This is a genomic window from Synechococcus sp. A15-60 (assembly GCF_014280095.1).
Taxonomy (GTDB): domain Bacteria; phylum Cyanobacteriota; class Cyanobacteriia; order PCC-6307; family Cyanobiaceae; genus Synechococcus_C.
On sequence record NZ_CP047933.1, the window covers coordinates 1,153,324 to 1,176,887 of the forward strand.

The 23,564-nt window shown below is 53.8% G+C and carries 31 protein-coding genes; 17 read left to right on the top strand and 14 right to left on the bottom strand.

All coding sequences use genetic code 11. The features are described 5' to 3' along the window. Positions 1–5: 5 nt before the first annotated feature. A complete protein-coding gene (locus tag SynA1560_RS06290; RefSeq protein ID WP_255477098.1) occupies positions 6–2,234 on the bottom strand; it encodes a peptidase domain-containing ABC transporter in 2,229 nt (742 codons plus the stop codon). After that, on the bottom strand, positions 2,231–3,673 hold the full coding sequence (locus SynA1560_RS06295; RefSeq protein ID WP_186501446.1) for a hypothetical protein: 1,443 nt from the start codon (positions 3,671–3,673) through the stop codon (positions 2,231–2,233). Before SynA1560_RS06295 ends, SynA1560_RS06290 begins: the two co-directional genes overlap by 4 nt. A gap of 351 nt (positions 3,674–4,024) precedes the next feature. Here SynA1560_RS06295 and SynA1560_RS06300 point away from each other — a divergent pair, with 351 nt between their 5' ends. The 3 genes from SynA1560_RS06300 (at position 4,025) to SynA1560_RS13940 (ending at position 5,294) form a co-directional block, all read left to right on the top strand. Next, positions 4,025–4,366 (top strand): hypothetical protein, encoded by a 342-nt coding sequence (locus SynA1560_RS06300; protein ID WP_186470762.1) that lies wholly within the window; start codon positions 4,025–4,027, stop codon positions 4,364–4,366. Between the two features lie 230 nt (positions 4,367–4,596). Next, entirely contained in the window at positions 4,597–4,737 is a 141-nt protein-coding gene (locus tag SynA1560_RS13935) for a hypothetical protein (RefSeq protein WP_370523196.1), read from the top strand. 74 nt (positions 4,738–4,811) lie between these two features. Beyond that, on the top strand, positions 4,812–5,294 hold the full coding sequence (locus SynA1560_RS13940; RefSeq protein WP_370523197.1) for a J domain-containing protein: 483 nt from the start codon (positions 4,812–4,814) through the stop codon (positions 5,292–5,294). Here the strand turns inward: SynA1560_RS13940 and SynA1560_RS06310 are convergent. After that, a complete protein-coding gene (locus SynA1560_RS06310) occupies positions 5,276–6,115 on the bottom strand; it encodes an alpha/beta hydrolase (RefSeq protein WP_186501448.1) in 840 nt (279 codons plus the stop codon). The genes SynA1560_RS13940 and SynA1560_RS06310 overlap by 19 nt on opposite strands. Before the next feature lie 75 nt (positions 6,116–6,190). Beyond that, the gene (locus SynA1560_RS06315; RefSeq protein ID WP_186470765.1) at positions 6,191–6,379 is read right to left on the bottom strand and encodes a hypothetical protein; all 189 of its coding nucleotides are present in this window, start codon (positions 6,377–6,379) and stop codon (positions 6,191–6,193) included. Positions 6,380–6,570: 191 nt separating this feature from the next. Here SynA1560_RS06315 and SynA1560_RS06320 point away from each other — a divergent pair, with 191 nt between their 5' ends. After that, positions 6,571–6,777, top strand: a complete 207-nt coding sequence (locus SynA1560_RS06320; protein ID WP_186470766.1) for a hypothetical protein — start codon at positions 6,571–6,573, stop codon at positions 6,775–6,777. A gap of 236 nt (positions 6,778–7,013) precedes the next feature. Here SynA1560_RS06320 and SynA1560_RS06325 read toward each other — a convergent pair whose 3' ends face one another. Both SynA1560_RS06325 and SynA1560_RS06330 read right to left on the bottom strand, forming a co-directional pair. After that, a complete protein-coding gene (locus SynA1560_RS06325) occupies positions 7,014–7,220 on the bottom strand; it encodes a chlorophyll a/b-binding protein (RefSeq protein WP_186470767.1) in 207 nt (68 codons plus the stop codon). 686 nt (positions 7,221–7,906) lie between these two features. After that, entirely contained in the window at positions 7,907–8,545 is a 639-nt protein-coding gene (locus SynA1560_RS06330) for a DUF3598 family protein (RefSeq protein WP_255477099.1), read from the bottom strand. A gap of 116 nt (positions 8,546–8,661) precedes the next feature. Between SynA1560_RS06330 and SynA1560_RS06335 the strand changes: the two genes are divergently transcribed. After that, on the top strand, positions 8,662–9,072 hold the full coding sequence (locus SynA1560_RS06335; RefSeq protein ID WP_186470768.1) for a phage holin family protein: 411 nt from the start codon (positions 8,662–8,664) through the stop codon (positions 9,070–9,072). Positions 9,073–9,180: 108 nt separating this feature from the next. On the opposite strand, the gene SynA1560_RS06340 is transcribed toward SynA1560_RS06335, so the two are convergent. Further along, the gene (locus SynA1560_RS06340; protein ID WP_186470769.1) at positions 9,181–9,558 is read right to left on the bottom strand and encodes an AbrB family transcriptional regulator; all 378 of its coding nucleotides are present in this window, start codon (positions 9,556–9,558) and stop codon (positions 9,181–9,183) included. Between the two features lie 941 nt (positions 9,559–10,499). Between SynA1560_RS06340 and SynA1560_RS13690 the strand changes: the two genes are divergently transcribed. The 4 genes from SynA1560_RS13690 to SynA1560_RS06360 all read left to right on the top strand — a co-directional run bounded on the left by SynA1560_RS13690 (position 10,500) and on the right by SynA1560_RS06360 (position 12,980). Further along, a complete protein-coding gene (locus tag SynA1560_RS13690) occupies positions 10,500–11,438 on the top strand; it encodes a hypothetical protein (RefSeq protein WP_186470770.1) in 939 nt (312 codons plus the stop codon). Positions 11,439–11,482: 44 nt separating this feature from the next. Then, the gene (locus SynA1560_RS06350) at positions 11,483–11,707 is read left to right on the top strand and encodes a hypothetical protein (protein ID WP_186501450.1); all 225 of its coding nucleotides are present in this window, start codon (positions 11,483–11,485) and stop codon (positions 11,705–11,707) included. A gap of 363 nt (positions 11,708–12,070) precedes the next feature. Then, the gene (locus SynA1560_RS06355; protein ID WP_255477100.1) at positions 12,071–12,727 is read left to right on the top strand and encodes a phycobilisome rod-core linker polypeptide; all 657 of its coding nucleotides are present in this window, start codon (positions 12,071–12,073) and stop codon (positions 12,725–12,727) included. A gap of 91 nt (positions 12,728–12,818) precedes the next feature. Further along, a complete protein-coding gene (locus SynA1560_RS06360) occupies positions 12,819–12,980 on the top strand; it encodes a hypothetical protein (protein ID WP_186470773.1) in 162 nt (53 codons plus the stop codon). Positions 12,981–13,150: 170 nt separating this feature from the next. Here SynA1560_RS06360 and SynA1560_RS06365 read toward each other — a convergent pair whose 3' ends face one another. Both SynA1560_RS06365 and SynA1560_RS06370 read right to left on the bottom strand, forming a co-directional pair. Beyond that, positions 13,151–13,291 carry a hypothetical protein gene (locus tag SynA1560_RS06365; RefSeq protein ID WP_186470774.1) on the bottom strand — a complete coding sequence of 47 codons (141 nt, stop codon included), beginning with the start codon at positions 13,289–13,291 and terminating at the stop codon, positions 13,151–13,153. 274 nt (positions 13,292–13,565) lie between these two features. Next, the gene (locus tag SynA1560_RS06370; protein ID WP_186501451.1) at positions 13,566–13,976 is read right to left on the bottom strand and encodes a hypothetical protein; all 411 of its coding nucleotides are present in this window, start codon (positions 13,974–13,976) and stop codon (positions 13,566–13,568) included. A 417-nt stretch (positions 13,977–14,393) separates the two neighbouring features. Here SynA1560_RS06370 and SynA1560_RS06375 point away from each other — a divergent pair, with 417 nt between their 5' ends. Continuing rightward, the gene (locus SynA1560_RS06375; protein WP_255477101.1) at positions 14,394–15,221 is read left to right on the top strand and encodes an SdiA-regulated domain-containing protein; all 828 of its coding nucleotides are present in this window, start codon (positions 14,394–14,396) and stop codon (positions 15,219–15,221) included. 207 nt (positions 15,222–15,428) lie between these two features. Continuing rightward, positions 15,429–16,388: an SDR family NAD(P)-dependent oxidoreductase gene (locus SynA1560_RS06380; protein WP_186501453.1), complete on the top strand. Its 960-nt coding sequence runs from the start codon at positions 15,429–15,431 to the stop codon at positions 16,386–16,388. Between the two features lie 12 nt (positions 16,389–16,400). On the opposite strand, the gene SynA1560_RS06385 is transcribed toward SynA1560_RS06380, so the two are convergent. Further along, complete coding sequence (locus tag SynA1560_RS06385; protein WP_186501454.1) at positions 16,401–16,952, bottom strand: hypothetical protein; 552 nt, start codon at positions 16,950–16,952, stop codon at positions 16,401–16,403. A gap of 159 nt (positions 16,953–17,111) precedes the next feature. Between SynA1560_RS06385 and SynA1560_RS06390 the strand changes: the two genes are divergently transcribed. Continuing rightward, positions 17,112–17,405, top strand: a complete 294-nt coding sequence (locus tag SynA1560_RS06390; protein WP_186470779.1) for a 2Fe-2S iron-sulfur cluster-binding protein — start codon at positions 17,112–17,114, stop codon at positions 17,403–17,405. 13 nt (positions 17,406–17,418) lie between these two features. Here the strand turns inward: SynA1560_RS06390 and SynA1560_RS06395 are convergent, their stop codons facing one another. The 3 genes from SynA1560_RS06395 to SynA1560_RS06405 all read right to left on the bottom strand — a co-directional run bounded on the left by SynA1560_RS06395 (position 17,419) and on the right by SynA1560_RS06405 (position 18,286). Beyond that, on the bottom strand, positions 17,419–17,583 hold the full coding sequence (locus tag SynA1560_RS06395; RefSeq protein ID WP_186470780.1) for a hypothetical protein: 165 nt from the start codon (positions 17,581–17,583) through the stop codon (positions 17,419–17,421). Between the two features lie 118 nt (positions 17,584–17,701). Then, a complete protein-coding gene (locus SynA1560_RS06400; protein ID WP_186470781.1) occupies positions 17,702–17,809 on the bottom strand; it encodes a DUF4278 domain-containing protein in 108 nt (35 codons plus the stop codon). Between the two features lie 171 nt (positions 17,810–17,980). Beyond that, positions 17,981–18,286 (bottom strand): hypothetical protein, encoded by a 306-nt coding sequence (locus tag SynA1560_RS06405; protein WP_186471063.1) that lies wholly within the window; start codon positions 18,284–18,286, stop codon positions 17,981–17,983. Positions 18,287–18,526: 240 nt separating this feature from the next. Between SynA1560_RS06405 and SynA1560_RS13945 the strand changes: the two genes are divergently transcribed. Beyond that, positions 18,527–19,219 carry a hypothetical protein gene (locus SynA1560_RS13945; RefSeq protein ID WP_186501455.1) on the top strand — a complete coding sequence of 231 codons (693 nt, stop codon included), beginning with the start codon at positions 18,527–18,529 and terminating at the stop codon, positions 19,217–19,219. A gap of 52 nt (positions 19,220–19,271) precedes the next feature. Then, positions 19,272–19,436, top strand: a complete 165-nt coding sequence (locus tag SynA1560_RS06415; protein WP_222930230.1) for a hypothetical protein — start codon at positions 19,272–19,274, stop codon at positions 19,434–19,436. A 61-nt stretch (positions 19,437–19,497) separates the two neighbouring features. Here SynA1560_RS06415 and SynA1560_RS06420 read toward each other — a convergent pair whose 3' ends face one another. Further along, the gene (locus SynA1560_RS06420) at positions 19,498–20,799 is read right to left on the bottom strand and encodes an MSMEG_0569 family flavin-dependent oxidoreductase (RefSeq protein ID WP_186501456.1); all 1,302 of its coding nucleotides are present in this window, start codon (positions 20,797–20,799) and stop codon (positions 19,498–19,500) included. Positions 20,800–20,979: 180 nt separating this feature from the next. On the opposite strand from SynA1560_RS06420, the gene SynA1560_RS06425 reads away from it, so the two are divergent. The 3 genes from SynA1560_RS06425 to SynA1560_RS06435 are packed head-to-tail and all read left to right on the top strand — an operon-like array spanning position 20,980 to position 23,564. Then, entirely contained in the window at positions 20,980–21,462 is a 483-nt protein-coding gene (locus SynA1560_RS06425; protein WP_186470784.1) for an MSMEG_0572/Sll0783 family nitrogen starvation response protein, read from the top strand. Positions 21,463–21,484: 22 nt separating this feature from the next. After that, positions 21,485–22,483: a Nit6803 family nitrilase gene (locus SynA1560_RS06430; protein WP_186501457.1), complete on the top strand. Its 999-nt coding sequence runs from the start codon at positions 21,485–21,487 to the stop codon at positions 22,481–22,483. Beyond that, positions 22,476–23,564, top strand: a complete 1,089-nt coding sequence (locus SynA1560_RS06435; RefSeq protein ID WP_186470786.1) for an MSMEG_0568 family radical SAM protein — start codon at positions 22,476–22,478, stop codon at positions 23,562–23,564. The genes SynA1560_RS06430 and SynA1560_RS06435 overlap by 8 nt, the downstream gene beginning before the upstream one ends.

Consider the following 23,564-nt stretch of genomic DNA (forward strand, 5'->3'; position numbering starts at 1 on the left):
AGTGCTCAATCTTCCTGATCGATGAGTTGTTTGAAAAGTGAATTATCAACTTTCAACAACTCGTTGGGGTGACCAGATTCTTTGATGTATCCTTTGTCTAAAACAACAACCTGATCAGACAGCTTTGCAGTAAGAAGTCTGTGTGCGACTGCAATCACGGTCAAATTTAAGTTCTTGATGTTTTGTATAACCATTCGCTCAGTTGGCACGTCTAATGCACTTGTAGCCTCATCAAGAAAAAGTATATTGGGTGCGGTTAGTAACGCTCTAGTAATTGAGAGACGTTGTAATTGTCCGCCACTTAAACCGTTGCCATTATCGCCCAAATATTGAGAGTATCCTTGAGGCATATTCATCACAACGTCGTCAAAACAAGCGATTTTTGCTATTTCCCTGACATGATCAAGATCGTAGTTATCGTTATACATGGTTAAATTGTCATAGATTGTTCCGCGGAATATGTTGGTTTCTTGCGAAACATAAGCGAACGACCGCCGAATTGTCTCATCGTCATATTCCATCCAGTCATGATCACCGTAGAGAATCTGCCCTTTAGAAGGTTGATAGAGACCAACCAAATTTTTGATGAGGGTCGATTTCCCCGACCCACTTGGGCCAATGATACTAATTAACTCTCCATCCTTTATTCTTATATTGATGTCAGTTAAAACATTTGGAGACAAGGGTGAAAATGTCTGATCTACGTTAATGACGCTAATTGATTTTGGCTTGTTAATTTTAAGTTGAGTTTGCTTGTTATCAGATTCGAAATTAAGCTTCGAATCAACTAATTGTGATTTGTACTGATCAAGGGATCGCACCTTGGGGTCATTTTCAACCAATCTTAAGTCTTGAAGTCTTCCAAGCTCAGCTTCAGCTTGCTGGAGTTGATCCAAAAGATTTGAAACGCTGAGTAGAGGGCCTGTGATTTCGTTGCGTAAAACTTGGAAAGCCATAAATCCAGCCAAATTCATGCTTCCCTGCATCACCAAAAAACCTGAGAAAGCAATCGTTCCGTAGTTATAAAGTGTATTTGATAAATCTGTGAGAAAGTCAAAGGAATTCATTTTGCTCTGAACCTCTTGGCTTTTCTCTAAAATGGGACTATAAAAATCTTGATACGTCGATAAATATCTGTTTTCAAGTCCCGATGCTTTGATCGTTCTTGTATCACTCAGCATTCTCACTGTGATGCCATAGACTTTGCCTAATTCAACCTGAATTGATCGATTTGAATCAATTAACATGCTGGCAGCAATCGCTGCTAGTGTAATGTTAACCAGTACATAAATTAGAGATATGACCGTCAATTGCCATGAGATTAAAAGTAAAAAAGGGATGATTAAAGCAGCTCCGATCAGGCCCAGGACGAATATTAGGAACTGATTGATCAATGTGTTGGCAATGTTCTCAGACAGTTTAAGTCTGCTTGCGATGTCACCAATGAATCGACTCGTGTAAAATTGATAGTCGACTGATAATATTTTGAAGGATATTTCGACAGATAATCGTCTTTGAATGGAGAGAGCAAGTCGTCGGACGACATTCAATTGAACACTAGTCAGAGACGCTGCCAGAATGACCATCAACAATGACAACCACATAATGGGAAGCCCAAGTTCATACCTTTGGTCCCCTAAAAATGATTGAACAAATGCACCCGATAATCCAGGTGTTGCAAGTGATGTCACGAGCAGCGCAGTGGATATCAATAAGAGAAAATAAATCGAAACTTGATAGCCTCCTATAATCGGCAGAAAGTTGAGAATTTCCCGCTCGGGCCGCCCTGATTTCTCGAAAGTATCTTGCTTGTTAAACTGTAAGAGTAAACCTGAAAATTTATTGCTCAGCTCCGTTTCACTGACTTTGTATTTACCTCCACCAGGATCAGCAATGCGTAAAAACTTTCCATTCGTGCTTTCAAAGACGACAAAATGGTTGTAATTCCACCAAGCAATGCAGGGAAAATCTACTTTTCCATCTAGGATTTCTCTTGGTCTTTGTTTGCCTACTTTTACATTGAGGCCGTAGTGAATTGCAGCTTTCTTGAGGTTTAACATATTGCTACCATCTCGACTGACTCCGCATTGATAACGAAGATCCGATAATGGCAAATACTTACCAAAATATTGGAGAATCATTGATAATGATGCTGCTCCGCATTCAACCATCTCGTATTGAAGAACGAGTGGAACTTTCCTTCGGAAGAATGCTGGTATTAGAGTTTTTTTCATGGCTGATTAAGTTCTAAACGGATTAACTTATCCGGAGGTGCGATCCCGATTATTTCTCTGAGTGCTGGTATCAGCATTTGGATTGGCGTGCTGACTCTGGTCGTGATTTGGGTGGAGAGTAAAAACCCTTCTCTTGGAGAGATCGGAGGGTTACTTCTGTTATTCCAAACATATCGACCACTTTTGTCGCGCACGATTGAATTGGTCTCACCGTCGAGGATCGGTACCGATGCTGTTGTGCTCGCTTCCTTGCGTAGTTTTGTGAGATCTCTCGTTTTTAATCTCACATTCACCTGGTAAACACTTCCCTGTGGGCTAACCACAGTCGCCAGGCCTTGAGAATTCAACCTCGAAGCCAGTGTTGCTGTGGTGAAAGGGATTGATTCAAGTGAGTCTATTTGACCTTTGATTCCACCGATTTCGGCTGAACTAAAGCCCAAAGGCGTCAAAATGACTTCTTGGCCAATGTCCACCTGAGTTGCAGCACGCTGATCGATAAAGACAGGGATTACGGATGGCTCTGAAACATTTGACCAACTGACGGTCATAATTTCTGAACCAGGTTGAACAAAGTCCCATTGACTTGATGTAAATGATTGAACATAGGCATCATCAAATGCAAATACTACAGAATCTCTCAGGAATTGAGATAATGAATCGATTAGATTTGATTGTTTATTCTTAATTTCAAGCTCTAGACGTTGCAAATTTGATGACAAGTCAGAGACTGCAATTCTCGATTGCGTTGTTTCGGCAAGGGCTTGATTCAGCTCGAGTTGAGATACGAAACCCTCTTTTACGAGTGGTCCGAGTGGTTGTATCAGCGCGTTCTGTGACTCCTCAACTTCTTTACTGAGCGCTAAAGACTCTTGATTGATTTTGATTAGATTTTTGTAATTTGAAATCGACCTCTTAAGGCTGTGGAGATTGTTTTGAAGTTCTTGCCTTGCAGACGGTTGGTCGATGATTGCAACAATATCGCCTTCGTTCATTTTGACAGTGTAGTTGCCACCTGTTTCAAGCCCACCACTGAATAAGCTCATTGGCATACGGCTTGTTTGGAGTTGATTCAAATAGTCGAGGATCTGTTCGGTCAATACAACTGATTCTTCAAATGTTGTGGTTTTGCTGTTGGTGTTAAATGCGTAGGCTCTTTGGGACCAACTTGGAATCACATATTCAACTTCTTTGGTCTGTTTGTTTTGTGTAAACGGGAGAAGGATCCTCCCTGCTGATTGAGACTGATAAGTGAAAAGACCGTCAACTGGGGCGAGAACGCCAAGTCCATTGACCTGCACTGGGATTGGTGCTGTGAAACCCCAAACTGCAGTTATCCCTGCTAACCCTATAAAAATTCCTCCAGCAATGACATTGGGAGAATTGAGAACAGCAGTTGTCGAAATCTTCCTAGGCACTTTATTTTGCAGCTTGTTATCCATGCAGAAGACTAATTTGCGCTTGGCTGCAAAGCCATTTTTTTTATTTTAGCAGAGAATATTGCGCCTGCAAGCTTGCTTGCTCTCCTTTTTCTTTGCCGTCATTGGTTGTTGTCTCATTCATTAAGGTTGAATTTCTTGCTTGTTTTGTATTGCTGACTTTTGGCGCCTTGTTTTTAGTTGTTGCTTTCTGGAGGCACAGGCTTTGATAAGTTTGTTTTCATTCTCTAGCGATTCACTGCAACCCTGAATTTTTAATCTTTTTGGGATAGATATTATAGTATCCATATTTGCATGTGTCACTGAGCTGTTGTTCGTCCTGTCCCCTTCGTTTTTGAGTACAAAAACCCTTGCGTGCGTCTTTATATTTGGTTTAGAACTGAGACAATAACCCTAGAGGAGGAAGTGAAAATGCTTTCTCTTGCCGCATTCAGCCTTCTGGTCTTGCTGAATCTAGTAGTGCTCGATCATCTTGCCAGCAAGATGGTTCGGCGCTACGGAGAGTGGCGTCAAGCCAAGCGATTTGTTGGCGGGCATCCTGAAATGCAGGGTGTTGATCTTCAGAATGACCCCTTGGTGCATTACACAGCGGATGCCGCCCTAAAAGCTTTCGTTCTCGATAATGAAGACCCTGGCGAAGATCGTCCCTTCATGTCTGGTCTTTCTGGCGATTTTGAAGACATTGACTACGACTGAGTCGGCCTTCGTTGCGCAGTAGCTTCCACCAACGCTCTGATGAGCTTCCATGCTGTGCTGATCTTCGGCCTTTAATGCCAAGCTGGAGGCCTTCGACGCTGAATTGAGGCTTGGCCTCATCACCATGGGTTTTGATCCTCGTGATTGGTCAGCGACATCTCATGACATCCCAACCGGGAAGGCTCGCGGCGAGCGTGTAACGAGCAACGTTGAAGCCCTCCTGCGCGAAAATGATTCCCTTCGCCGTGAAGTTCATCGCCTTGAGCTGGAGCTTGATCGTTGTCGACGTCGCCAATGGCAACGACCGCGGCGAGAGCCTTTCTCACGTGAGTCATGGCAGCAGTCGTCAACCCAGTCTCCGCCGAGAGTGACAGCGACGCAGGTTCAACGTTGGGGTGCTTCTCTTGCTGATCAGAGGGGCTGGACCGAGCTGAGAGCCACTGGCTTGGTTGCACTGATCGATCAGCTCAACCGTGACAGCTTTCATGCTCAGCTGACGTTGCAGCAACGGCTTGATCGCTTGGTGACTGGATTGGGGACCGACCTTTTTGCTGCTGTTGGTTCTCGTTCCAGCAAACGTTCCATGGCCGTTCTGGCTGCGTTTGCCCTGTATGGCGTTCGAGCGAGTGAATGGTTGGATGAAGATCCTGCCCGGGTTGTGGAGGACCTGCACCAACGCCAACGACGTGAGCGAACAGCCAGGTCCGGTCGCCGAACACGCAGTGATCAACGCAGAACCGACCGCGATTGGCGCGAACGGGATCCACGAATGGACGCGTTGTCTGTTCTCGGCCTTGACGCGTCAGCGACGCAGGATGTGATCAAGCAGGCATTTCGCCAGCTTGTGAAGCAGCATCATCCGGATGTGGGTGGATCAGCTGAATCCTTCCGACGCGTGAATGATGCTTATCAACTGCTGATGTCTTGAAGCCACCTCTGCACGCAGTTCACACATTGCTTGGTTGACTCGTAGGGCAAAACGTTGCGTCCGTCGATGGTCTGAATCACAGCATTGTTCAGTTTGGAGTTGTAAATGTTCAGTCGCTCCTCAACATCGTCCCAGCTGCTCGAGCGACCAATCCCTGTCGCTGAACGGCCAAAGACCACCAGGAACGGGACGTTGACTGCTGTGAGAGCGGGTTCCCAGCCACGTCTCCAGAATCCCGCCAGAAAGGAGAAGACGGCCCAGCGGGTGTCCATCTTTTTTGAACCCTCATGGAGTGTCTCAATCCACTCCTCATCCACATCATCCTGACAAGCAAACAGATTGTTCTTTGAAAAGCTTTTTAGAAAGCTCCGTCGTCGTGCATAGCGATAGAAGAGAGTCCCAAGCGTGCCATTGAACAGAACGTTCCAGAGTTGGTTTGATCGCTGCGTTGGAAACGTGTCCCTCAGCACCCGCCATCCTGGGGGACTTATCGCAATCAACCCGCTCACCAATTGAGGAGCTTCGGCCATAACGGCCAGGGCAATTGGTAACGATGCACCTTGAGCTACGAGGATCACAGGCGGTGAATTCCGTCGCTTCAGTGGTTCCAATAATGCTGTGGCCCAGTCCTCTGGAGTCAGTGGCTGCCTGGGACATGCTGCGAAGCCGCATCCAAGCAGATCAGGCGCAATGAGCTCGCGCCCATCGCCCGTCTCAGTCCAGTGATCGATGAAGCGATGCCAAAACTGAGCTGAAAGTCCAACGCCGATGGGATGAATCAGCAACAGCGGAGACTTGGCCGAAATGTTTTGATCCGTCATCACACCTCGACATGAGGTCCATCATGTCGAGGTGATGACGCTGACCGCGTGACTTCGCTGATGGTTGCTTGATCTTCAGCAGTCTTCAGGACGAGGGCAGGGCATTAAGGGAAGGCATTCACCCGAGGGGTTTAACCACTCTTCGAACTCACGACGAATGGCTTCCGCTTCCGATGTTCGCTCCATGCTGTTGAGAAGCTTGCTGCGTTGACGGCTGTAGTCAACGGCAGCACCAATCAGTTCAATCGCCTGTTCGCTGGTCATGAGATGGGTGCTTTCTTCACAACATGGTTGGCAGACCACTCGAGTTCGGTAGTGGCAAAAGTGACCATTCCATGCATTGATTGGGTTATGGCACCGATGCCAATCGGGATGACATCCAAGACTTGCGCACGTGTCGCCATGACGACGAGACAACGATGCGTTCTTAGGCTCCGCGCAGAGCGAGTTGAATTATGAATCCCAAGCAGGTGGGCGCCCTCAGGCGAGCAGCGATCTATTTCGTTGTTGGATATGGCGGCCTGGCAGTCGTTAACAATGCCGGCATTGCTCCCGAACGGATGTGGATGGCTTATCTGCCTCTCTTCATAGGGGTCTACTTCTTCGCCCGTTGGGCTGATGCGCGTCTCGCAGCCATGGGCAACAACAAAACCGATGGCTGACCATCTCGCTGTTGCCTTGCTTTTGATGGGGGCTGTGTGCCTGCCAGTTGCCGATTAATTCCAATAAAAAACCCCCGCAACTCGTTGCGAGGGATTGATTCGTTGGCGAGAACACCCTCAGCGGTCACGCTTGAGATAAGGCAGGTCGCTGGGCCTGGACAGGGTGTAAACCACTGCGGCAGTGATGGCGGCACCGAAGGCGAGCATCGCGTAAATCCAAATGGAGTAGTCCGTCATCAGCTCAATCCAAGAACGCCAAAAGTGATCTGGCTCAGCACGCCATGACCGGTCAATGCTTCGGTGGCAACGCCAATCACGAAACCCAGCATCGCGACTCTGCCGTTAAGTAACTCAGCTCGAACGAGGCGCTCACCCTTGATTTGGGACGCCGCTGCATCCTGAAACCATTGATCCTGCGTTTGAGGTTGTGATGCGGAATTCATGAAACCCTTCTGTGTAAAGCAATGTTAAGTGCTTGTGTGAAGGAATGCAACGCTCTGTCGGGTCGCGCTTCAAGGCCTGGGGCGAAGTCGTCGCTAAGGGGGCAGGTACTCAGCGATCGACGCCTGGGGAGGCTGGTTGTTTGGTCGTTTGAGTCCGTCAACTTCGTCTTGCAGCATGCGCATGTGTGTGGCCATCTGCTGAGTCAGGGCTTCGCGCGCTCCCCGGTCTTGTGCGTCTGCGCTGTTGCTCAGTGCGGATCACCAAGGGATCGCCGCATTGCTGCTTCGACGGCTTAGCTCAGGCTCAGGCTGAAGCTCCTCGCCTTGGCGATCGCTTCAAGCTGGTCCAACAGCTCTGCGAACAGATCCAGGGTGACGGATCGAGTGAGGTGGATGTGTGTTCAAGAGAAGTGTGTGGGATTGGATGTGTGTAGTCGAAGGTCGTTTCAATGGATTGTTCGCTGCGGCCTGCCGTTGGGAAGCGGTCGACCGGTTGGCAAACTGGTCAAGAACAATTGTCACTGTGACAGTTGGCTTGCCATATTTGTTCTGTGAGGAAAAAACGCCTCACGGGGTGGAAACAAGGCAACACTCCCTTGAAGCGTTTTCAAATCCCTGCCTTCGGCGGGGATTTTTTTTGTCATTCTGCAGTCTCTTTCGTCTTTGGTTGAAGCGGTGTGCACCCTTCAAAGCCAGGATTCTGAGAGCGGCTGCAACATGCCGTTTGCGTCGTATCGACGAACGATCTGGCGTCGGTCACCTTCGATGCCGATCCAGCGGAGGCCACAGACCGTGGTGTCGCCAGTGGAGCGTTGTCTTGTGTCGAGCAGCAACTCCACATCGGGTTCCGGCCTCCAGACGCTCCAATCTCCTTGTTTCTCCATCCGGCATTGAACTGGGATTCGAGGAGGTTCTGGTGGCGTCGCCCCCTTGGCTTCAATGACATACACCACCTGATCGAGGCCGCTGGCGCCATGCCGCACGACAATCCGGCGGCGCTCTTCTCCTCGCACGACGCACATTTCCCCCACCCAGTTGAACGGTGTGATGGAGCTAGGCCCCAGTGTCCATCCCCCGGCTGGGCTCACCTGCATGGTGTAGGGAAGCTCGAGGAAATTCATCGAGCGCTGTTGGCCGCTGTTGAGATAGGTGAGCTTCGTCTGGATCACCCCGTCCACATCTTCCACACTCAGTGTGGTGTTGAATCGATCGTTTTCGCTCCCATCCGCACGCAATCGGATGAAGCATCCCTGCCAACTGCCGCTGTTGTGTTGCAGTAGAGCGGCCCTGGGGTCGTGGTTCACCATCGTTGGATCATTCCCCATGGACCGTAGAAAGCTCTGGGAGTCTGGTGCGAGTGATGCTGCTGATCCTCAGGCAGGCAGCATTGAAAAACCACCCTCGGTGACACCTAGCTTGAGATCCTCTTCAGGTTGTACCGATGGGATTGATCGGCTGGTTGTTGCAATGGCCTGTTCGGGGCTTCGTGTTGCTTCTTGTGGCGGTGATGCCGCTGGGCGTGGAACTGTCCAGTTTTCAATCGGCACTGACCTCGGCTGTCGTCATCGGTCTGCTCGGGACCTTGTTGATTGTTCCCTTGAAACTGGCACTTGCGTTGCCTTGGGCGTTGGCCAGCTTGGGTGGCTTGATCGCACCGGTGAGTTGGTTGTTCGACTGGATTATCACGGTGATGTTGTTCGCTCTTGCTTCATCACTGGTGGATGGATTCCGCCTCAAAAATGGTCTTAGCAGCGCTCTTCTCGGAGCTGTGGCTTACAGCGTGCTGAGCACTGTGTTCATCCGAGTTTTGGGACTAGGGGATGTTGGCTTGCTCAGAGCGGCTGGCGGCTGAACGCTGATGCTCGTTTTGCCTCCACACCAGTCTTCGTGGCGAGTCAGCATGAAAAAGGCCCTCCCTCGGAGAGCCTGATCAACGACCATCACCGTTGGCAGATGAGGATCAGTCTTCGCTGCCTTCTTCGTCTTCTGCACCCATGGGAACAAGGGTCACACCTTTTTTCTTAGAAAGTTTGATTGTGAACTCGTCGCCAGGCTGCAAATCAAGCATGGCTGTGTAGGCCTTGCCCACCAGGAGGTTGCCGTTGCCTTGAACAACAGCTTTGTAGGACAACTTGCGCCCACCTTTGCCGACGCCTGCAGAACCGCCACCAAGATCAACTCCCTTGGCGTTGAGCAGTGCTTCGTAAAACGCTGTGAAGTTCACACGGTCTGAACCGTCTTTCTTCTTGGAGACATAGCCACACGCTGTGGCCAAATCGGTTTTACTCACATCTCCAAGGTCTTTGACTTTGGCAAGCAGTTCAGCACCAGTGAGCATGGGAGAAGTTTGGGTCTTTCAATTGAAATTAAAGAAGAGGATGCCTCGGTGTCAATGCCCGCGATATCGAGTTGTGAGGCAGTGATCAGTCATTTTGCTGGTCTTGATCCTTGCTCAACTCTGCCCTCATTCGTCGGCGATGAAGTCTGCTCTTGCCTGCTCTTCTGGTTGGATCGGCGCTGATGGATTCTTCGTGCTCTAACTACATCAATCAACCCTGCATCCGGCTCCCCCAATCACAGGACAGTCGCCCTCAAGATCGATCAGCTGTGCTGATGGAACTCACATGGTGCATTGGACGATGCAGCCTCTCTAGACATGGCGACGTCGTGGTTTCAAGCAAGACCCGCTTGATCTGGTCATGAACTCATTATTTGAGTCTGAGCAATGTCAGACGGTATTGACTGTGAGCTTGTTTCGGATTCGGCCCAGCCTTCAGACCCCTAAGAAGGGATCAAGAGGACGGTTCGGGTAGATGCTGATGGGGAGATCGCCAAGACAGAACGTCTTCAGACCGTTTTCATCGGCCGCTCAAGGATCTGTTGTAGGACCAGCACTGCTGGAAAGCCGCTCGCTTCTTCGTTTCAAGGGTTGTTCAAGCACTTGATCAATGGTCACCAATGGGGTTTGGCTTGGTTGTTCTTGTGTTGACCATGGATGCGACGGGGATCACAGTGATGGACACTCTTCGCTGACGTCCTTCTCATCCACACGCTTCACCAGCTGTTGCACTCGCGACACTTGAATGGAGAGTGGAGATGATGTTGTTTGTCGTGAAATGTTCCACTGCTTTTTCTGTCTTGATGCAGATTCTTGATCCAGACAGATTCTTGGTGTGTTTCGACAGGTCGCCGCACCATTGAAGTGTTGAAACTGAGTTCAAAAACAACTCAACCCCAGGCCCCCTGGAGTGAAGGGGATCTGGGGAATGAGTCCTGAACATGGTGTTCAGATTTTGGAGGCCGATCGTTTCCGGGTGGAGACGACGGCCTAAATCGCTCGCTTGTGCATCGTTCAACCCGTCACGTCATCCGTCGAAGAAGGGTCGAAGCATCTGGCTGTGGCATCCCTGGGGCCATGACGTCCAAAAGTGGGGCTATGCAGCTCCGGGGCACCTGCGGCAGTACGCGGCTGCCTTGACGATGCAGTGGAGTGTCGATCGACCTGGCGCACCGGATGTTTGCCTGTCGAAGGACCAGCCTCACGGGTGGGTGGAAACTGTTGGAGCAGGGGGCCGAAAAAGTCAGAAAGCTCCTGCGATCTGGTTGGGTGGAGTGTCGGCTGTCATCAGCGCCTCCGATCTCGATGCACCCAGTTTTGGTGTTGAGGCCTGCAATAGCAATGAGCATGAAGGCGCATTGCCTGATTCAGTGCGACTCCCTGAAAGTGCAAATGGCGTGCCTGGTTCTGGAATGGAGCAATCGCACCATCAGCTTGTCCGTGCAGCGGCTGCCCTTGTGGTTCCGTTCATGCTGACGTCCTGCACCGGTGGTGAAGCGCTGAAACGTTTCTCGTTCACAGCCGAAGCCATGGGCCCCCAGGTCGCCACTATTGACCTGCCTCGGGACGGGACGTTGAGCTTCTGGAACAGTCTTGATCTCGGTTATGAAGAAGGCACCTCTGTTGCTTTCAAGCTGTCCATCCAACGTCCGGGTGACCCGCAACCTACTGAGGTGATCTGTGATGCACTTACGCCATCGATGACCCTCATGTCCTCGATGGTGCAGGTGCAAAATCGCATCAACCAATCCTGGAAACTGGCTCGGATGCGCTGTGGATTCGGTCCGGTTCCTGAGGCCCAGCAGATGCAGGTGAGCGCTGTGCCGGTTGTCTCTCGACCTGTTGAGATCAGACGGCTGGATCTTGAGTTGAAGCGCTGAGATTTACGCTCCGGCGATTCAAACCTCCTCAGGAGGCGGGGTTCATGGCACTGCAACTTCGCTCAGCTGATTTTCTGCATAACGACGGCAAGACCTATTGCATTCGTCGCGCGACCCACGAACAGGACTTCACGATCTACGAAAAACGTGAGGGGGAGTGGGTTGACAGTGGCCTGGATCAGGCTGTGAAGGACCTGAACTTTGCTGAGTTCAAGCGCCTTGGCTTGTTGATCAAAACGATTATGGATGCCGACCGTTGGATCGATTAGTTTGCCGCGGTTGCCGGTACCGCTGCTGCAGAAAGCCTTGTTGCCAGTTTCTGTGAATTAATATTTAGCGCAAGCAATGGCTCGTCTGAACTATTAATAAGTTTTTTGTGTGACGTCGCGATCGCAAATGCCTGAATCCCGATTATTTCATTAATCCACATGGCTGCTGTCAAGTACAAGCGGGACTTCACGCATCAAGACCCTGTCTCATTTGCGCATGCAAATACCAATGATGCGGCCAAAAGTGCCAGTTCCAACAAGGGCAAGGCAGCCACATCTCCCGCACAATTTAAAGAAAATCATTGCGCGTCTTTGGGCATTGATGCTGGTCCCCGTCTGCACGAGATCTGCCCCTTCTCAGCAGTGAACCACTCCTATGCAGCCACTGGGAATGGTGCACTTGAAGCCGCCATCAGTGCTGGTTACAAGCAGGTTTTTGGCAACATCGGAATCACCGGGAACCAGCGCCTGGCGTCTGAAGAGGCTTTCCTGCGAGACGGCCGCACCAGCGTTCGCGATTTCATGGCAGGGCTGGTGAAGTCAGATCTCTATAAGCAGAAGTTCTTCCATGCCGTTTCGCCGATCCGCGGCGTCGAGCTGACGATGAAGCACCTGCTGGGTCGTCCTCCGATCAGTCAGGCCGAGATCAGCGCTGCCATTCAGATCATTGCTGACCAGGGCTTTGATGCCTTTGCCGACAGCCTTGTGCATTCCGAGGAATATTTGGAAACCTTCGGTACTGACACGGTTCCTTATCTGCGCGGCTTCAAGTCCGAAGCACGGGCAGCCTGCTCCACCTTCGTTGGCATGGCCGATCTCACGCCCGCGAACGGCAGCTCCGGAAACATCATGTCTTCCGGAAGCCTGCTGATCAGGCGTTTGAACAAGGATCTCAGCATCTTTAACGTTGCTCCAGGTTCCGTTGATGGTGGCGGCTTCTGCTACACCCAGGCCGTCAAGAACGCCAGCAATGCTGCCTATCGCCGCATGTATGGCGGCAAGTTCAACTACCGCTCCTGATCCATCGGAGCGGCGAGGCCACCAAGGCAGGTTGTTTCGACTTGTTCTGGGGGCCTCGCTGGTGCAACGTTGATGTGTCGTGACAGATCCCATGGTTGATCCCGAGCCGATCACGCCGATGACCGCGTTGACGCTGGATGCCAACGGAAGGCTGTCGTATATGGCTGAAGATGGCAGTCGCAGGGTCATCGTGGCCGACCCTGATCTGTTTGATCGACTGCAGCAGCTCAGCCTCAATCCTGATCAGGAGTGAACCGCAGCAGCGTCTGAACTGTTGTTCGACAGATCATGGTTTTTGTTTGGGGATCAATCGGCGCTTGATCGATCCAGCGTCCTGCCAGCTCGATGTCTTCGTAGGGATCATGCGTTGAGAACATGATTCGATCGGCATCAAGCGTGTCGATCGAACACTTCAGGGCAGCGTTATCGCAGACGCTCGAGGTGGCGATCAAAAAGTGTCGCGAGAAGATCTCGCTCGGTGGATTGCTGGCGGCTTGGCGATCGCGCATGGGTGGCGGCGTCGATCGACCAGCCCCAGGTGGCCCCGTCCAGTTCTCTCACCATCGAAGCGGGTTGGTCGGTGGTTGAGGCTGTCTTGTGAGGGATCAATGGTGCTGGCAACTGCAAGTGCGTGCGTTGTCGTTTGCTGAGAACTAGATGGAAGGGCCATTCAGTCCACCGTTCAACGCCGGAATCTCCAAAGTTCAGGCCTGTGATTACAGGGTCTTGCCCTGGTGTTCAACGGGACGAATGGCAACCAAGTCGTCAAGATGACTGACCTGTTTCAGGCTTGATGGAGCGAACTCATGCTTGCTCGATGGAAATGATGTAAATCGGTTTATAAATAGAAAGCATTGCCACTTTCTTTGTAATAAGGAGAGTCTCTGTAGTCGATGGAATGACCTCCACAGAATTCTCGGACCATGGTGTTCAACTCACCCATGATTTCGTTGCTGGAGGTGTAGTTGGCCGGATCAACTTCGTTCCAGAATTCGTAATATCCATCCTTGCAATCAATCCAACCTGCCGAAGGCAAGGTTTTCCCGTCTGACGTTGTCGTGCTGCCTTCCAGGACGTAGCCAACAGCGAAGCGTTCAGTTGGCTTCTCGTTGACTTCGATCAATTTATAAGTGAGAAAGCCCCGTCCATTCAGGATGGTGACGACGCCTCCACGCCAATCGTTGGCTAGCGCAGGGGACGACATCGCGGCCAAAAGCAATGCGGCAACGCTGAACAAGAGACGTTTCATCGCCAAGACGGCTCCTTTTTTCGTTACTAGCCAAGGCTGAGATCATTCGCAGGTTCTGTGCCGCTGTGCAGGTTTGGCACAACGTTCACTTGCTCTGCTCGTAACCAAATGTGAAGCGATCCCGCAGTCGCCAGTCATCCATGCAGAAATGCAAAGGTGACTGATTGCAGGGCTGCAAGGTCACAGCGAAGATGGCGTCCCCCCAGACCTCCATCTTCGTGTAGATAGCGATGGCATTTGTAGCGTCTTGAACGGTTTAATGCATGCTTCCGTCGCTTTCAAGTCGTCGTGTTCAAGTTCTCGCAGTTGCGACGTCGCAACAGGCCTCGCAGGTTGTTGATGTGTGATCGGAAAGCTTGGTCTCGCTAAGACACCGAGTCAGAGCATGGTTGGAGCTGGCGGTTCAGACCAGAATTGGTGCAGTCGTCAGCAATGGTGCTGATGGGTTCAGTCCGCCTCGAGCTAATCCGCAGTTATCGCATCGGCGATCCCGGCATTGGTCTGAATGAACCCTCGGGCCTCACGCTCAATGCGGACCGCACAGCGCTCTACACCGTCTGTGACGACACCAAGGCGATCTTTTGCGTCGACCTCGAGGGTCAGGTGTTGCTGCAGCAGTCGTTCTTCATCAGCGCGGCTGGCTTGGAAGGGATCGCGCTCAGTGCCGATGGCAAGCAGCTGTTTGCGGTGCAGGAAGAGACCAATGCGGTGCTGATCATCGATATCGCAGGACGCTGTGAGCGGCACCAGCACCCCCTGGCCGCGATGGCCAATTACGACTCCGTTGCGAAGCATTTCCCGCATCGTCCCGATAACAAGGGACTGGAGGGGATCACCGTCAACACCGTGAACCAGCATGTGTTCGTGGTGAAGGAGTCCCAGCCCGGGTTGCTGATCGAGCTGGATGCGGAGTGCCGCACGATCTTGTCGTCGCGCTGTCTCAGCAAAGCCAACGGTTTCTCCCATCCGAAGGTCGGTCCAGACAAGCTGGATTTTTCTGGTCTGAGCTACGACCCCCGCAGCGACAGCCTGTGGATCGTCAGCGATCAGGGTCGGTGCCTGTTTCAGTACGACTGGGTGCAAGACGTGGTGCTTCAACGGCTTGACCTGGAGATCGGCGAGGGCAAGCGCCGGTTGGTGCGCAAGGCCGAGGGTGTCGCGATTGATCCCGAGTGTGGCCGTGTGTATGTGGTGAGTGACCGCGATGCACGGCTTTATGTGTTCAAGCTTGCTGCCGTGGGTTGAGTGGGATCACGGCCTGCTACGCAACTGTGGCTTCACGTCTGGAGAGGCCTCCACCAAGGCCAGCAAGCTCTCCACTGGTGGCGGTGTGGTCCGATCCGTGCGCTGACAGCACCAGCGTCACGAGAAGGAGCCAGCACATCGTTAGTTTCGTTGCCGCCGTCCCTTTCCCCTGCGGCGCGTCATCAGATTGTCCCTTGACTCTGCTCCATGTCTCACGCTGAACCCCGCCGGCTCCTGCTCACCGGAGCGAGTTCGGGCATCGGTCTTGAGGCGGCCAAACAGATGGCGGCGCGGGGGCATCAGCTCACGATTCTTTGCCGCAATCAGGCCCGTTCCGACCTCACCCTGCAAGCTCTCTCAGGTGCCGCGCAAACCCTGATTTGCGACTTGGCGGATCTCGATGCGGTGAGGGCAACCACGGATCAACTGCTAGCGCGCGGTTGGCCTCTGGATGCTGTGGTGCTCAATGCCGGCCTCCAGTACGCCGGTGAGCGTCAGCCCCGATGGAGCGCTCAGGGGATTGAGCTCACGTTTGCTGTGAATCAGCTGGCGCATCAGGTGTTGGCAACGGCCCTGCTGCCTCTGCTGAGGGCTGCCTCAAGGCCGCGGGTGGTGATCACTGCTTCGGAAGTGCACAACCCGGTCAGCGGTGGCGGAAAGGTGGGAAAGCCTGCTGGGCTTGGTGATCTCAGCGGCCTGCATCAGGGCGCTGGTTGCCCGATGCTGGATGGCAGCCCAGTGTTCGATGGCAACAAGGCCTACAAAGACAGCAAGCTCTGCAATGTGTTGTTGGCTCGGGAACTGAACCGGAGGCTTGAGGGCGCCATTCCGGTGATGGCCTGGAGTCCGGGGTTGGTGATTGCGCGTGACTCGGGGGGCTTTTTCCGCTACAGCCGTCAGCAAAATCCTCTGGGAATGGCAGCGTTTGCGTGGGTGGCCCGCGATCTGCTGCGCCTCACGGAATCACTGCCCCGTGCCGGTGCCTTACTGACAGCGCTGTGTCTCGACGATGGGATTGCCACGCCGGGATTCAGCTACCGCAGCAACCACTTGGTGCGTCCTGGGGTGCATCGTTTTGAGCTGGTCGACACCAGTGCTGAAGCCACTGATCTCGCCAAGGCGGCGGCGCTGTGGAATGGCTCGGAGGCTTTGCTGGCCAGTTTGTAGGGGTCTGCGCGATCAGTCCAGCTTTTGGCTCGCGAGTGGGGTGAATGCTGCGATGTCGTCCGCTGTCTCGATTCGGAGCGGATGGCTGACGGCGCCGATGCGATCAAAGCGCAGGGAGTTGGAAGGGGGTGTCAGGCTTGCGGCGCAGGCCTGTCGGGTCGGCAAGGGGTCGTTGCTGTAAAGCAGGCTCAAATGTGGGTCCAGTTGGTAGCTCAGTGCATTGGCGGAGCGGTGGCAGAGGTTTTGAGACCAGGCCTGCAGTGCGGCTTGCGCAGCCTTCTCACTCTGTTCCACGCTGAAGCGGAGCATCAGGCTTTGCGTGAATGCGGCACCAGCTTCGATCGCCTGTGGCTGAAGCTGGAGTGGTTGATGCTGTTTTGCAGCAGCGATCAGGTGTTCGATCGTCAGATCGAAGCTGTCGAGATGGTCGCTGTAAAGGGTGATGTGCGGCGGCAGCCAGCAGCCATTCAGCTGCTGCTGTGCGCAGTCAGAAATCTGCTTCAGTGCCGCTGCTGTTTGCTGATCGGGCATCAGCCAGTACGACACGACCTGTTTGATATCCAAGTGGTTTGTGTGTTCCTGCCGTCGCAATCATGACCGCGAATGTTTCGTTGCTGTTGATACATATCCTCGTTTGATGACGTGATCCCAAAGAGAATGCGCCAATTGTTCGTGATTTTGGTTGGGGTGAATGACTGTGGTGGATATCTGCGTCAAGAACCGATGGCATCATTCACAATCACGATGATCGGCAAGGAATCCGAGCAGTCTTTCACGTGTGAGGGTGATCAATACATCCTGGATGCGGCCGAAGAAGCCGGGGTTGAACTTCCCTATTCCTGCCGGGCTGGAGCCTGCTCCACCTGCGCTGGGAAGGTCATCTCTGGCGATCTCGATCAAAGCGATCAGAGCTTCCTGGATGATGAGCAAATGGAGCAGGGTTTCGGTCTGCTTTGTGTTGCCTACCCCAAAAGCGATTGCAAGATTGAGGCGGAGGCGGAGGAGCAGTTGTTCTGAGTGCGGTTGGCGCCTAGTCGCACTGCTTCACGAACACCACTTCCTCTCTGGGGGTCGCCATTGTTTTGGCGATCTTGCGGGCGGCTTCAAGGTCGAGGGCTTGGATGATGTTGCCGTTGCTGATGGCGTTGGTTCCCTGTTTGGCAAAAGCGACTCTGAACTTCCTGACCTCGTGCATGAAGTGAAGGTGAATTCCTCAGCCTAAATCTTGGCTTTGTTTTGGCTGGAGACTCTCCTGCTGGCATCAAAAAAGCCCCACCGGAGTGGGGCTTGGAGAGTTGGCGAATGCCTGAAGGTCATTTGCTGGTGAGCTTTTGACCGCGATAGACGACGTTGGCCGACTGATTGCGCTCAGCGGGGGCGTGGTTGACGACGTACTTCTGGCCGCGATAGGTCAGGGTCATGAGGGTTCCTCGAAGCAAGCTCAGGTCCCCGTTCCATGGCCTGAGTCGAACTGCGCCTCACGAAACGTGAGGTGAACGTTGTAGGTAGCGGTTGCTACAGACTTTTTATAACGCCTTGGTCAACCCCCGTGTTGTTCACGCGGATACACAGGGGAGACTTGTTACGCGGGGCTACATCACGCTCATCGACAGGAATTGATCGTCCGTTTCGGTCATGGCCTCGTTGTCGCCGTGAAACCAGCAGCCATACATCAGATGGATGATCCGGCCCACTTCGAGGTCGCGGTCGGCCACGTCTTGCCAGACGCGTTGGCTCAGCTCCTGGTCAGCCAACTGAAACTGGGCCTTCACAAGGCTTCGGGTGATCGAGAAATAGGTCTGACGATCGTTGCGTGCCTGGCATTCCATTGAGGCGCTGACGGTGTTCAGCAGCGGCTCGGTGGGCTGGACGGTGTTCTTGTGCTTGTTGATCAGCATGGTGTCTCCGGGTTCTGCGATGGCAGAGAGAGGCTCGCGCTGGGCGCCAATGAAGGACCTCCCTCTCAGATCGAGCGGCGATCTTGCTGTGGTGGAGTGGCATCCGTCATTGGACCCTCCTGTATCAATCAACACAGAGATAGATCCGCTGCCGGTGAAAAACAATCGGCATGAACACGCATTCGAGCCGGATGCCAAGCCCTTCGCTCTCGGCAAGATGGCAGCAGCGCGGAGCTGCTGATGGTGAACGCCAGTCTGAACTGGGCCTCAATCTGGGGATTGGTGCTCATGGCCCTCTGGGTTCCGGCCCTCGTGGTGTCGTTGCGCCGGTTTGATCTGTTGATGGCCCGAGATCAACCGGCCGCGACGTTTCAAGGGATCGCGTTGGTGGGGTTTCTGATCACCCTGCTTGGACGCTGTAGCGCCCTGCCGCTCGTGGGCTCGATCCTCTTTTTCCAGGGCTGGCGGTTGGATCCGATTCTTCAATTCGGAGTGGGCCTGCTGGTGATGGGCACCGTCGTTGAGGCGATCCCCTCCGTTCGTGCAGATCACCGAGCCCTGTTGCAACGTTCTGCAGAGGATGCTCAGCTCTCCAGCCGCCAGCGGGCTCTGGCGCGTCGCCTCCGCGACCGGGCCTGGCCATGGTCATTCGCCCATTGTCTGCTGCCTTTCGCTGGCATTTATTACGCCATCACCCGGCGCACCATCACACCCTTGCTCTGGGATTTGGTCGCACGTGTGGTGATGGGGTTGGTCGACTGCGGGGTGATCGTCCTGCTCGAACGGTTGTCAGATGCCGGGACGTGGCCGATTGGACTGGCTGGCTTCAGTGTGTTGGTCGTGCTGAATGTGTTCGCTGGTCTGCTGCCGGTGCGCGTTGCCATTCGCCGCATCCAGGCGGATGCCCGTCGCCGTCTGGATGCCCAATCTTGATGCCATCACCCAACCGATTCTTCTGCCTAGGGTTAAGAACCGGTGTGGATCGATGACCATTCCCTTCGGTGATCCGGAGCCGTCCGACGCTCTCCTCAACAAATCGGTGGCGTCCACTCGGCTGAAGACCTGGTTGCAGCGCCGACTGCGACAGCTGGCCTTGGAACAGCGCATTCAAGATGCCCGGGCGTTGCGCAGTGAGTTTCTGGTGGATTGATCGATCGGAGTGGTGCGAGCGCTGAAGCGCATTCCACTTGGACGGTGTTCTGCTTTCCCTCTTAAGAACCCAAGATTGCTGTGCATTCCAGGCGTTCCTGGCAGGCATCACGGCGTTGCAAACGCAGATTGATCACTTGGGCAAGATAACGAGCGTCGTCGCTGACGCCGCAGAAGCGACCGGAGCCCCAGGTGTGCAGCCATGGCAAGCCGATGAAATACAGGCCAGCACTTTGGGTGACGCCGCGATCATGGGCCGGCAATCCACTCCCATCAAAGACGGGCACCTCAATCCAGCTGAAGTCACTGCGGTAACCCGTGCACCAGATCACCGCGGCAAGGGGCTCTGAGGTCAGGTCAATGCCGGGATCATCGATCGGAGGGGGCTGCCAACAGGGGGAATAGGGCGGTTCGACTGGTGCATCAATTCCTTCCTGTTCGATCCAGCTGTCAATGCTGGTGCGGATGCGGCAATACACCGCATCGGCTTGATCGAGGTTGGTGGCCAGGTCACCAGCGAAACCAATGTGTTCGCTGGAGATGGTCGAGAGCCGGCCATGCAGGCGCATGCCTTCCTTGGCTCGTCGACGCAGATCAATCTCACGCCCACCATCTCGGCCTGTGAGGTAGTGGTTGGTCTTTGCTCGCACCGAGCGTGGATCCGTGTGATCGCTGATCGGCATGGCGTAGTAGCCCATCCGATCCAGCCAATCCACAACGTCTTTGCCGCGATAACGGCGCGGAGAACGTGGGGCACGTCCCACACTGAGGTGCACGGAACGACCTGCCAGGTGGAGGTCTTCAGCGATCTGACTGCCGGATTGACCATTGCCGACAACCAGCACTGGACCATCGGGGAGTGACGTGGGATTGCGGTAAGACCGTGCATCCAGTTGAAGAACAGCCGCTGGAATGCGTTCGGCGCATGGATGGCGTCGGGGAATGTGATAACCCCCGGTGGCAACGATGACGTGTTCGGCTTCGATGACTCCCTCGCTGGTGTCGAGCCGATATCCGTTCACGATCGGTTGCAACCGTGAGACGGCAACGCCCTCGCGAAGGTCAGCGTTGACATGTTGTGCGAAGCGTTGCAGATACTCCACAATCGACGCCTTACCCATGAAGCCGTCGGGATCATCCCCTTTGTAGGGGAAGTCAGGCAAACGGCATTGCCAATTCGGCGTGACCAGGCAAAAAGAATCCCAGCGCTGTTGGTCCCAGGCGTAGGCCACACGATTCTTTTCGAGAACCAGCGGTCGGATTCCCTGCTGCTGCAATGCGTAGGCAACGGAAAGGCCCGCCTGGCCTGCACCGATGACAACAGCTGAACGTCGCTGCGGTGGTAATTGAGGTTGCGCAACCACTGGCAGCGATGTATTGAACACAGCTTTAAAAACATCATTTCTCAGAAAACAAACAACGCTGTAGTGAAAAGCACTAAATCGCCAACCGAGCGGCGTACTTACGTCCTCGTTTTGGTTGCAATAAGCACATCGCAGATCACGGCGATGCAGCCACGATTAAGTTGCTTATGAAAACTTTACATGCCTACCGTAGATCGTCCCGCCAATCAGCCTGGCGACTTTCTCGTTGATTACGAAGAAAAGGTCTTCCCTGATGTGAAAGCTGAGCCGGGAGAAAAAGCCCTAATCACGTTCCACACCGTGGCGTTTGAGGGCTCGATTGGCTTAGTGAATCTGCTCCAAGCCAGTCGTCTGATCAACAAAGGCTTCGAAACGTCGGTTTTGCTCTATGGACCTGGTGTCACGCTGGGTGTGATGCGCGGTTTTCCTAAGCTGGGTGATGCGGCATTTGATGGTCATCTGAACTTCAATGCACGCCTCCAGAAGTTCATGGATCAAGGCGGAAAAGTGTATGCCTGTCGGTTCGCCTTGCAGGCTTTGTATGGCCATGGTGAAAAAGCATTGATGCCTGGAATTACGCCCGTGAATCCTCTTGATGTTCTCGACATCGTGTTGATGCACCGCAAGGAAGGCGCCTTCATTCTCGACACCTGGACGCTTTGATTCCTTCCTGAGGCTCTCCACTGTGACCACCGTCAAAGTTGCTGCCGCGCAGATCCGTCCCGTCCTCTTCAGCCTGGACGGATCGCTCCAAAAGGTGCTGGATGCCATGGCTGAGGCCGCGGCCCAAGGGGTGGAATTGATTGTTTTCCCTGAAACATTTCTTCCTTACTACCCCTACTTTTCATTTGTTGAGCCGCCGGTTTTGATGGGGCGATCCCATCTGGCTCTCTACGACCAGGCCGTGGTTGTTCCCGGCCCAGTAACCGATGCTGTTGCCGCTGCTGCCCGTCAGTACGGCATGCAAGTTCTGTTAGGCGTCAACGAGCGCGATGGTGGAACGCTTTACAACACGCAGCTGTTGTTCAACAGCTGCGGCGAACTGGCTCTGAAGCGGCGAAAAATCACGCCGACCTATCACGAGCGAATGGTCTGGGGTCAGGGTGATGGCTCAGGCCTCAAGGTTGTGCAGACGCCGTTGGCCCGTGTCGGCGCGCTCGCCTGTTGGGAGCACTACAACCCCCTGGCCCGTTATGCCTTGATGGCCCAGGGAGAGGAGATCCACTGTGCGCAGTTCCCCGGTTCACTGGTAGGACCAATCTTCACAGAACAGACCGCCGTGACCATGCGCCATCACGCGCTTGAAGCCGGGTGTTTCGTGATCTGCTCCACCGGGTGGTTGCACCCCGACGACTATGCGTTGATCACGTCCGAGTCGGGTCTGCACAAGGCGTTTCAAGGGGGGTGTCACACCGCTGTGATCAGCCCTGAAGGCCGTTATCTGGCGGGTCCCCTGCCGGATGGTGAGGGGTTGGCGATCGCTGATCTGGATCTTGCACTGATCACCAAGCGCAAACGGATGATGGACAGCGTCGGGCATTACAGCCGCCCTGAACTGCTCTCGTTGCTGATCAACAGCTCGCCTGCGGTTCCCGTTCAAGACATGACGACATCAACGGTTCCTTTGGAGCCGGCTACTGCTTCCGATGCCCTGTCATCGATGGAGGCACTGAATCATGTCTGAGCTTGGTCGCCTAGTGACTGAACTGCAGGTGCATGGTGTCCGGGTTGATCCCGTCCAGGGCAACCCGGGTCGACGGGGAGGTGCGGGTCCCTCCGATCACCGTGCCTTGAATCTTGATGGCACCACTGTGATGGTGCCCGTTTACAACGATGCCTCCGCATCGTCTCCTTACAAATTGGCGTCATCGGGCGCTGCTCTTGCGATTGAGGGACCTGAGCAGGACTGCTCTCCACAGATCTCCACTCCACGAGAGCCAGCGTTTTATGGGCTGAGCACAGCCGATGGAATCCCCTATCGATCGATTGCCTTGCTGCACAGCAAGGATGTGTTGGCGACCACGTTGCTGCAGACCTGCATTCGCTTCCGGGATCGATCCCAGTCGTGTCAGTTCTGCGCGATTGAACAGTCCATCGAGGATGGGGCCTTGGTTCGCAAGACTCCTGAGCAGGTTGCGGAAGTGGCGGAAGCTGCTTTTCGGCTGGATGGGGTTAAGCAACTGGTGATGACCACCGGAACCCCGAACAGCGATGATCGTGGCGCCCGTCTGATGGCTGAAACCGCTGAAGCGGTTAAACGGCGGGTGAATCTCCCGATTCAGGGTCAGTGTGAACCGCCGGAGGATCCGCGCTGGTACCGGCGCATGAAGGAGTCTGGAATCGACAGCCTCGGCATGCACTTGGAGGTGGTGGAGCCGGATGTGCGGCGTCGGATTCTTCCAGGAAAATCGGAGCTCAGTCTTGAGCGCTATTACGAGGCCTTTGCGGATGCCGTTGCGGTGTTCGGTCGGGGTGAAGTGTCGACGTATTTGTTGGCCGGCCTCGGTGATAGCAAAGAGGCCTTGCTGACCTGCAGCCGCCGTTTGATTGAGCTCGGGGTTTACCCCTTTGTGGTGCCCTTCGTACCGATCTCCGGAACACCGCTGGAGAGCCATCCATCACCCGACAGCTCCTTCATGGTCGATGTGTATCAGGGTGTTGCCGCGATGCTGAAAGCGGGTGATCTGCGATCCGATGAGATGTCTGCCGGTTGTGCCAAATGCGGAGCTTGCTCCGCACTCTCGTTGTTCGAGCAGGTGCCGTAG

What these genes read in the sequence shown, in the direction of transcription:
- SynA1560_RS06350 (WP_186501450.1), top strand. Translation starts at nt 11,483, where the DNA reads ATGGCACTGCAACTTCGCTCAGCTGATTTTCTGCATAACGACGGCAAG.
- SynA1560_RS06310 (WP_186501448.1), bottom strand. Translation starts at nt 6,115, where the DNA reads ATGACGGATCAAAACATTTCGGCCAAGTCTCCGCTGTTGCTGATTCAT.
- SynA1560_RS06330 (WP_255477099.1), bottom strand. Translation starts at nt 8,545, where the DNA reads ATGGGGAATGATCCAACGATGGTGAACCACGACCCCAGGGCCGCTCTA.
- SynA1560_RS13690 (WP_186470770.1), top strand. Translation starts at nt 10,500, where the DNA reads ATGGTGTTCAGATTTTGGAGGCCGATCGTTTCCGGGTGGAGACGACGG.
- SynA1560_RS06335 (WP_186470768.1), top strand. Translation starts at nt 8,662, where the DNA reads ATGGGATTGATCGGCTGGTTGTTGCAATGGCCTGTTCGGGGCTTCGTG.
- SynA1560_RS06370 (WP_186501451.1), bottom strand. Translation starts at nt 13,976, where the DNA reads ATGAAACGTCTCTTGTTCAGCGTTGCCGCATTGCTTTTGGCCGCGATG.
- SynA1560_RS06390 (WP_186470779.1), top strand. Translation starts at nt 17,112, where the DNA reads ATGGCATCATTCACAATCACGATGATCGGCAAGGAATCCGAGCAGTCT.
- SynA1560_RS13935 (WP_370523196.1), top strand. Translation starts at nt 4,597, where the DNA reads ATGATTCCCTTCGCCGTGAAGTTCATCGCCTTGAGCTGGAGCTTGATC.
- SynA1560_RS13945 (WP_186501455.1), top strand. Translation starts at nt 18,527, where the DNA reads ATGGTGAACGCCAGTCTGAACTGGGCCTCAATCTGGGGATTGGTGCTC.
- SynA1560_RS06395 (WP_186470780.1), bottom strand. Translation starts at nt 17,583, where the DNA reads ATGCACGAGGTCAGGAAGTTCAGAGTCGCTTTTGCCAAACAGGGAACC.
- SynA1560_RS06400 (WP_186470781.1), bottom strand. Translation starts at nt 17,809, where the DNA reads ATGACCCTGACCTATCGCGGCCAGAAGTACGTCGTCAACCACGCCCCC.
- SynA1560_RS06415 (WP_222930230.1), top strand. Translation starts at nt 19,272, where the DNA reads ATGACCATTCCCTTCGGTGATCCGGAGCCGTCCGACGCTCTCCTCAAC.
- SynA1560_RS06380 (WP_186501453.1), top strand. Translation starts at nt 15,429, where the DNA reads ATGTCTCACGCTGAACCCCGCCGGCTCCTGCTCACCGGAGCGAGTTCG.
- SynA1560_RS06435 (WP_186470786.1), top strand. Translation starts at nt 22,476, where the DNA reads ATGTCTGAGCTTGGTCGCCTAGTGACTGAACTGCAGGTGCATGGTGTC.
- SynA1560_RS06340 (WP_186470769.1), bottom strand. Translation starts at nt 9,558, where the DNA reads ATGCTCACTGGTGCTGAACTGCTTGCCAAAGTCAAAGACCTTGGAGAT.
- SynA1560_RS06295 (WP_186501446.1), bottom strand. Translation starts at nt 3,673, where the DNA reads ATGGATAACAAGCTGCAAAATAAAGTGCCTAGGAAGATTTCGACAACT.
- SynA1560_RS06320 (WP_186470766.1), top strand. Translation starts at nt 6,571, where the DNA reads ATGAATCCCAAGCAGGTGGGCGCCCTCAGGCGAGCAGCGATCTATTTC.
- SynA1560_RS06425 (WP_186470784.1), top strand. Translation starts at nt 20,980, where the DNA reads ATGCCTACCGTAGATCGTCCCGCCAATCAGCCTGGCGACTTTCTCGTT.
- SynA1560_RS06365 (WP_186470774.1), bottom strand. Translation starts at nt 13,291, where the DNA reads ATGGTGAGAGAACTGGACGGGGCCACCTGGGGCTGGTCGATCGACGCC.
- SynA1560_RS06290 (WP_255477098.1), bottom strand. Translation starts at nt 2,234, where the DNA reads ATGAAAAAAACTCTAATACCAGCATTCTTCCGAAGGAAAGTTCCACTC.
- SynA1560_RS06325 (WP_186470767.1), bottom strand. Translation starts at nt 7,220, where the DNA reads ATGAATTCCGCATCACAACCTCAAACGCAGGATCAATGGTTTCAGGAT.
- SynA1560_RS06360 (WP_186470773.1), top strand. Translation starts at nt 12,819, where the DNA reads ATGGTTGATCCCGAGCCGATCACGCCGATGACCGCGTTGACGCTGGAT.
- SynA1560_RS06315 (WP_186470765.1), bottom strand. Translation starts at nt 6,379, where the DNA reads ATGACCAGCGAACAGGCGATTGAACTGATTGGTGCTGCCGTTGACTAC.
- SynA1560_RS06405 (WP_186471063.1), bottom strand. Translation starts at nt 18,286, where the DNA reads ATGCTGATCAACAAGCACAAGAACACCGTCCAGCCCACCGAGCCGCTG.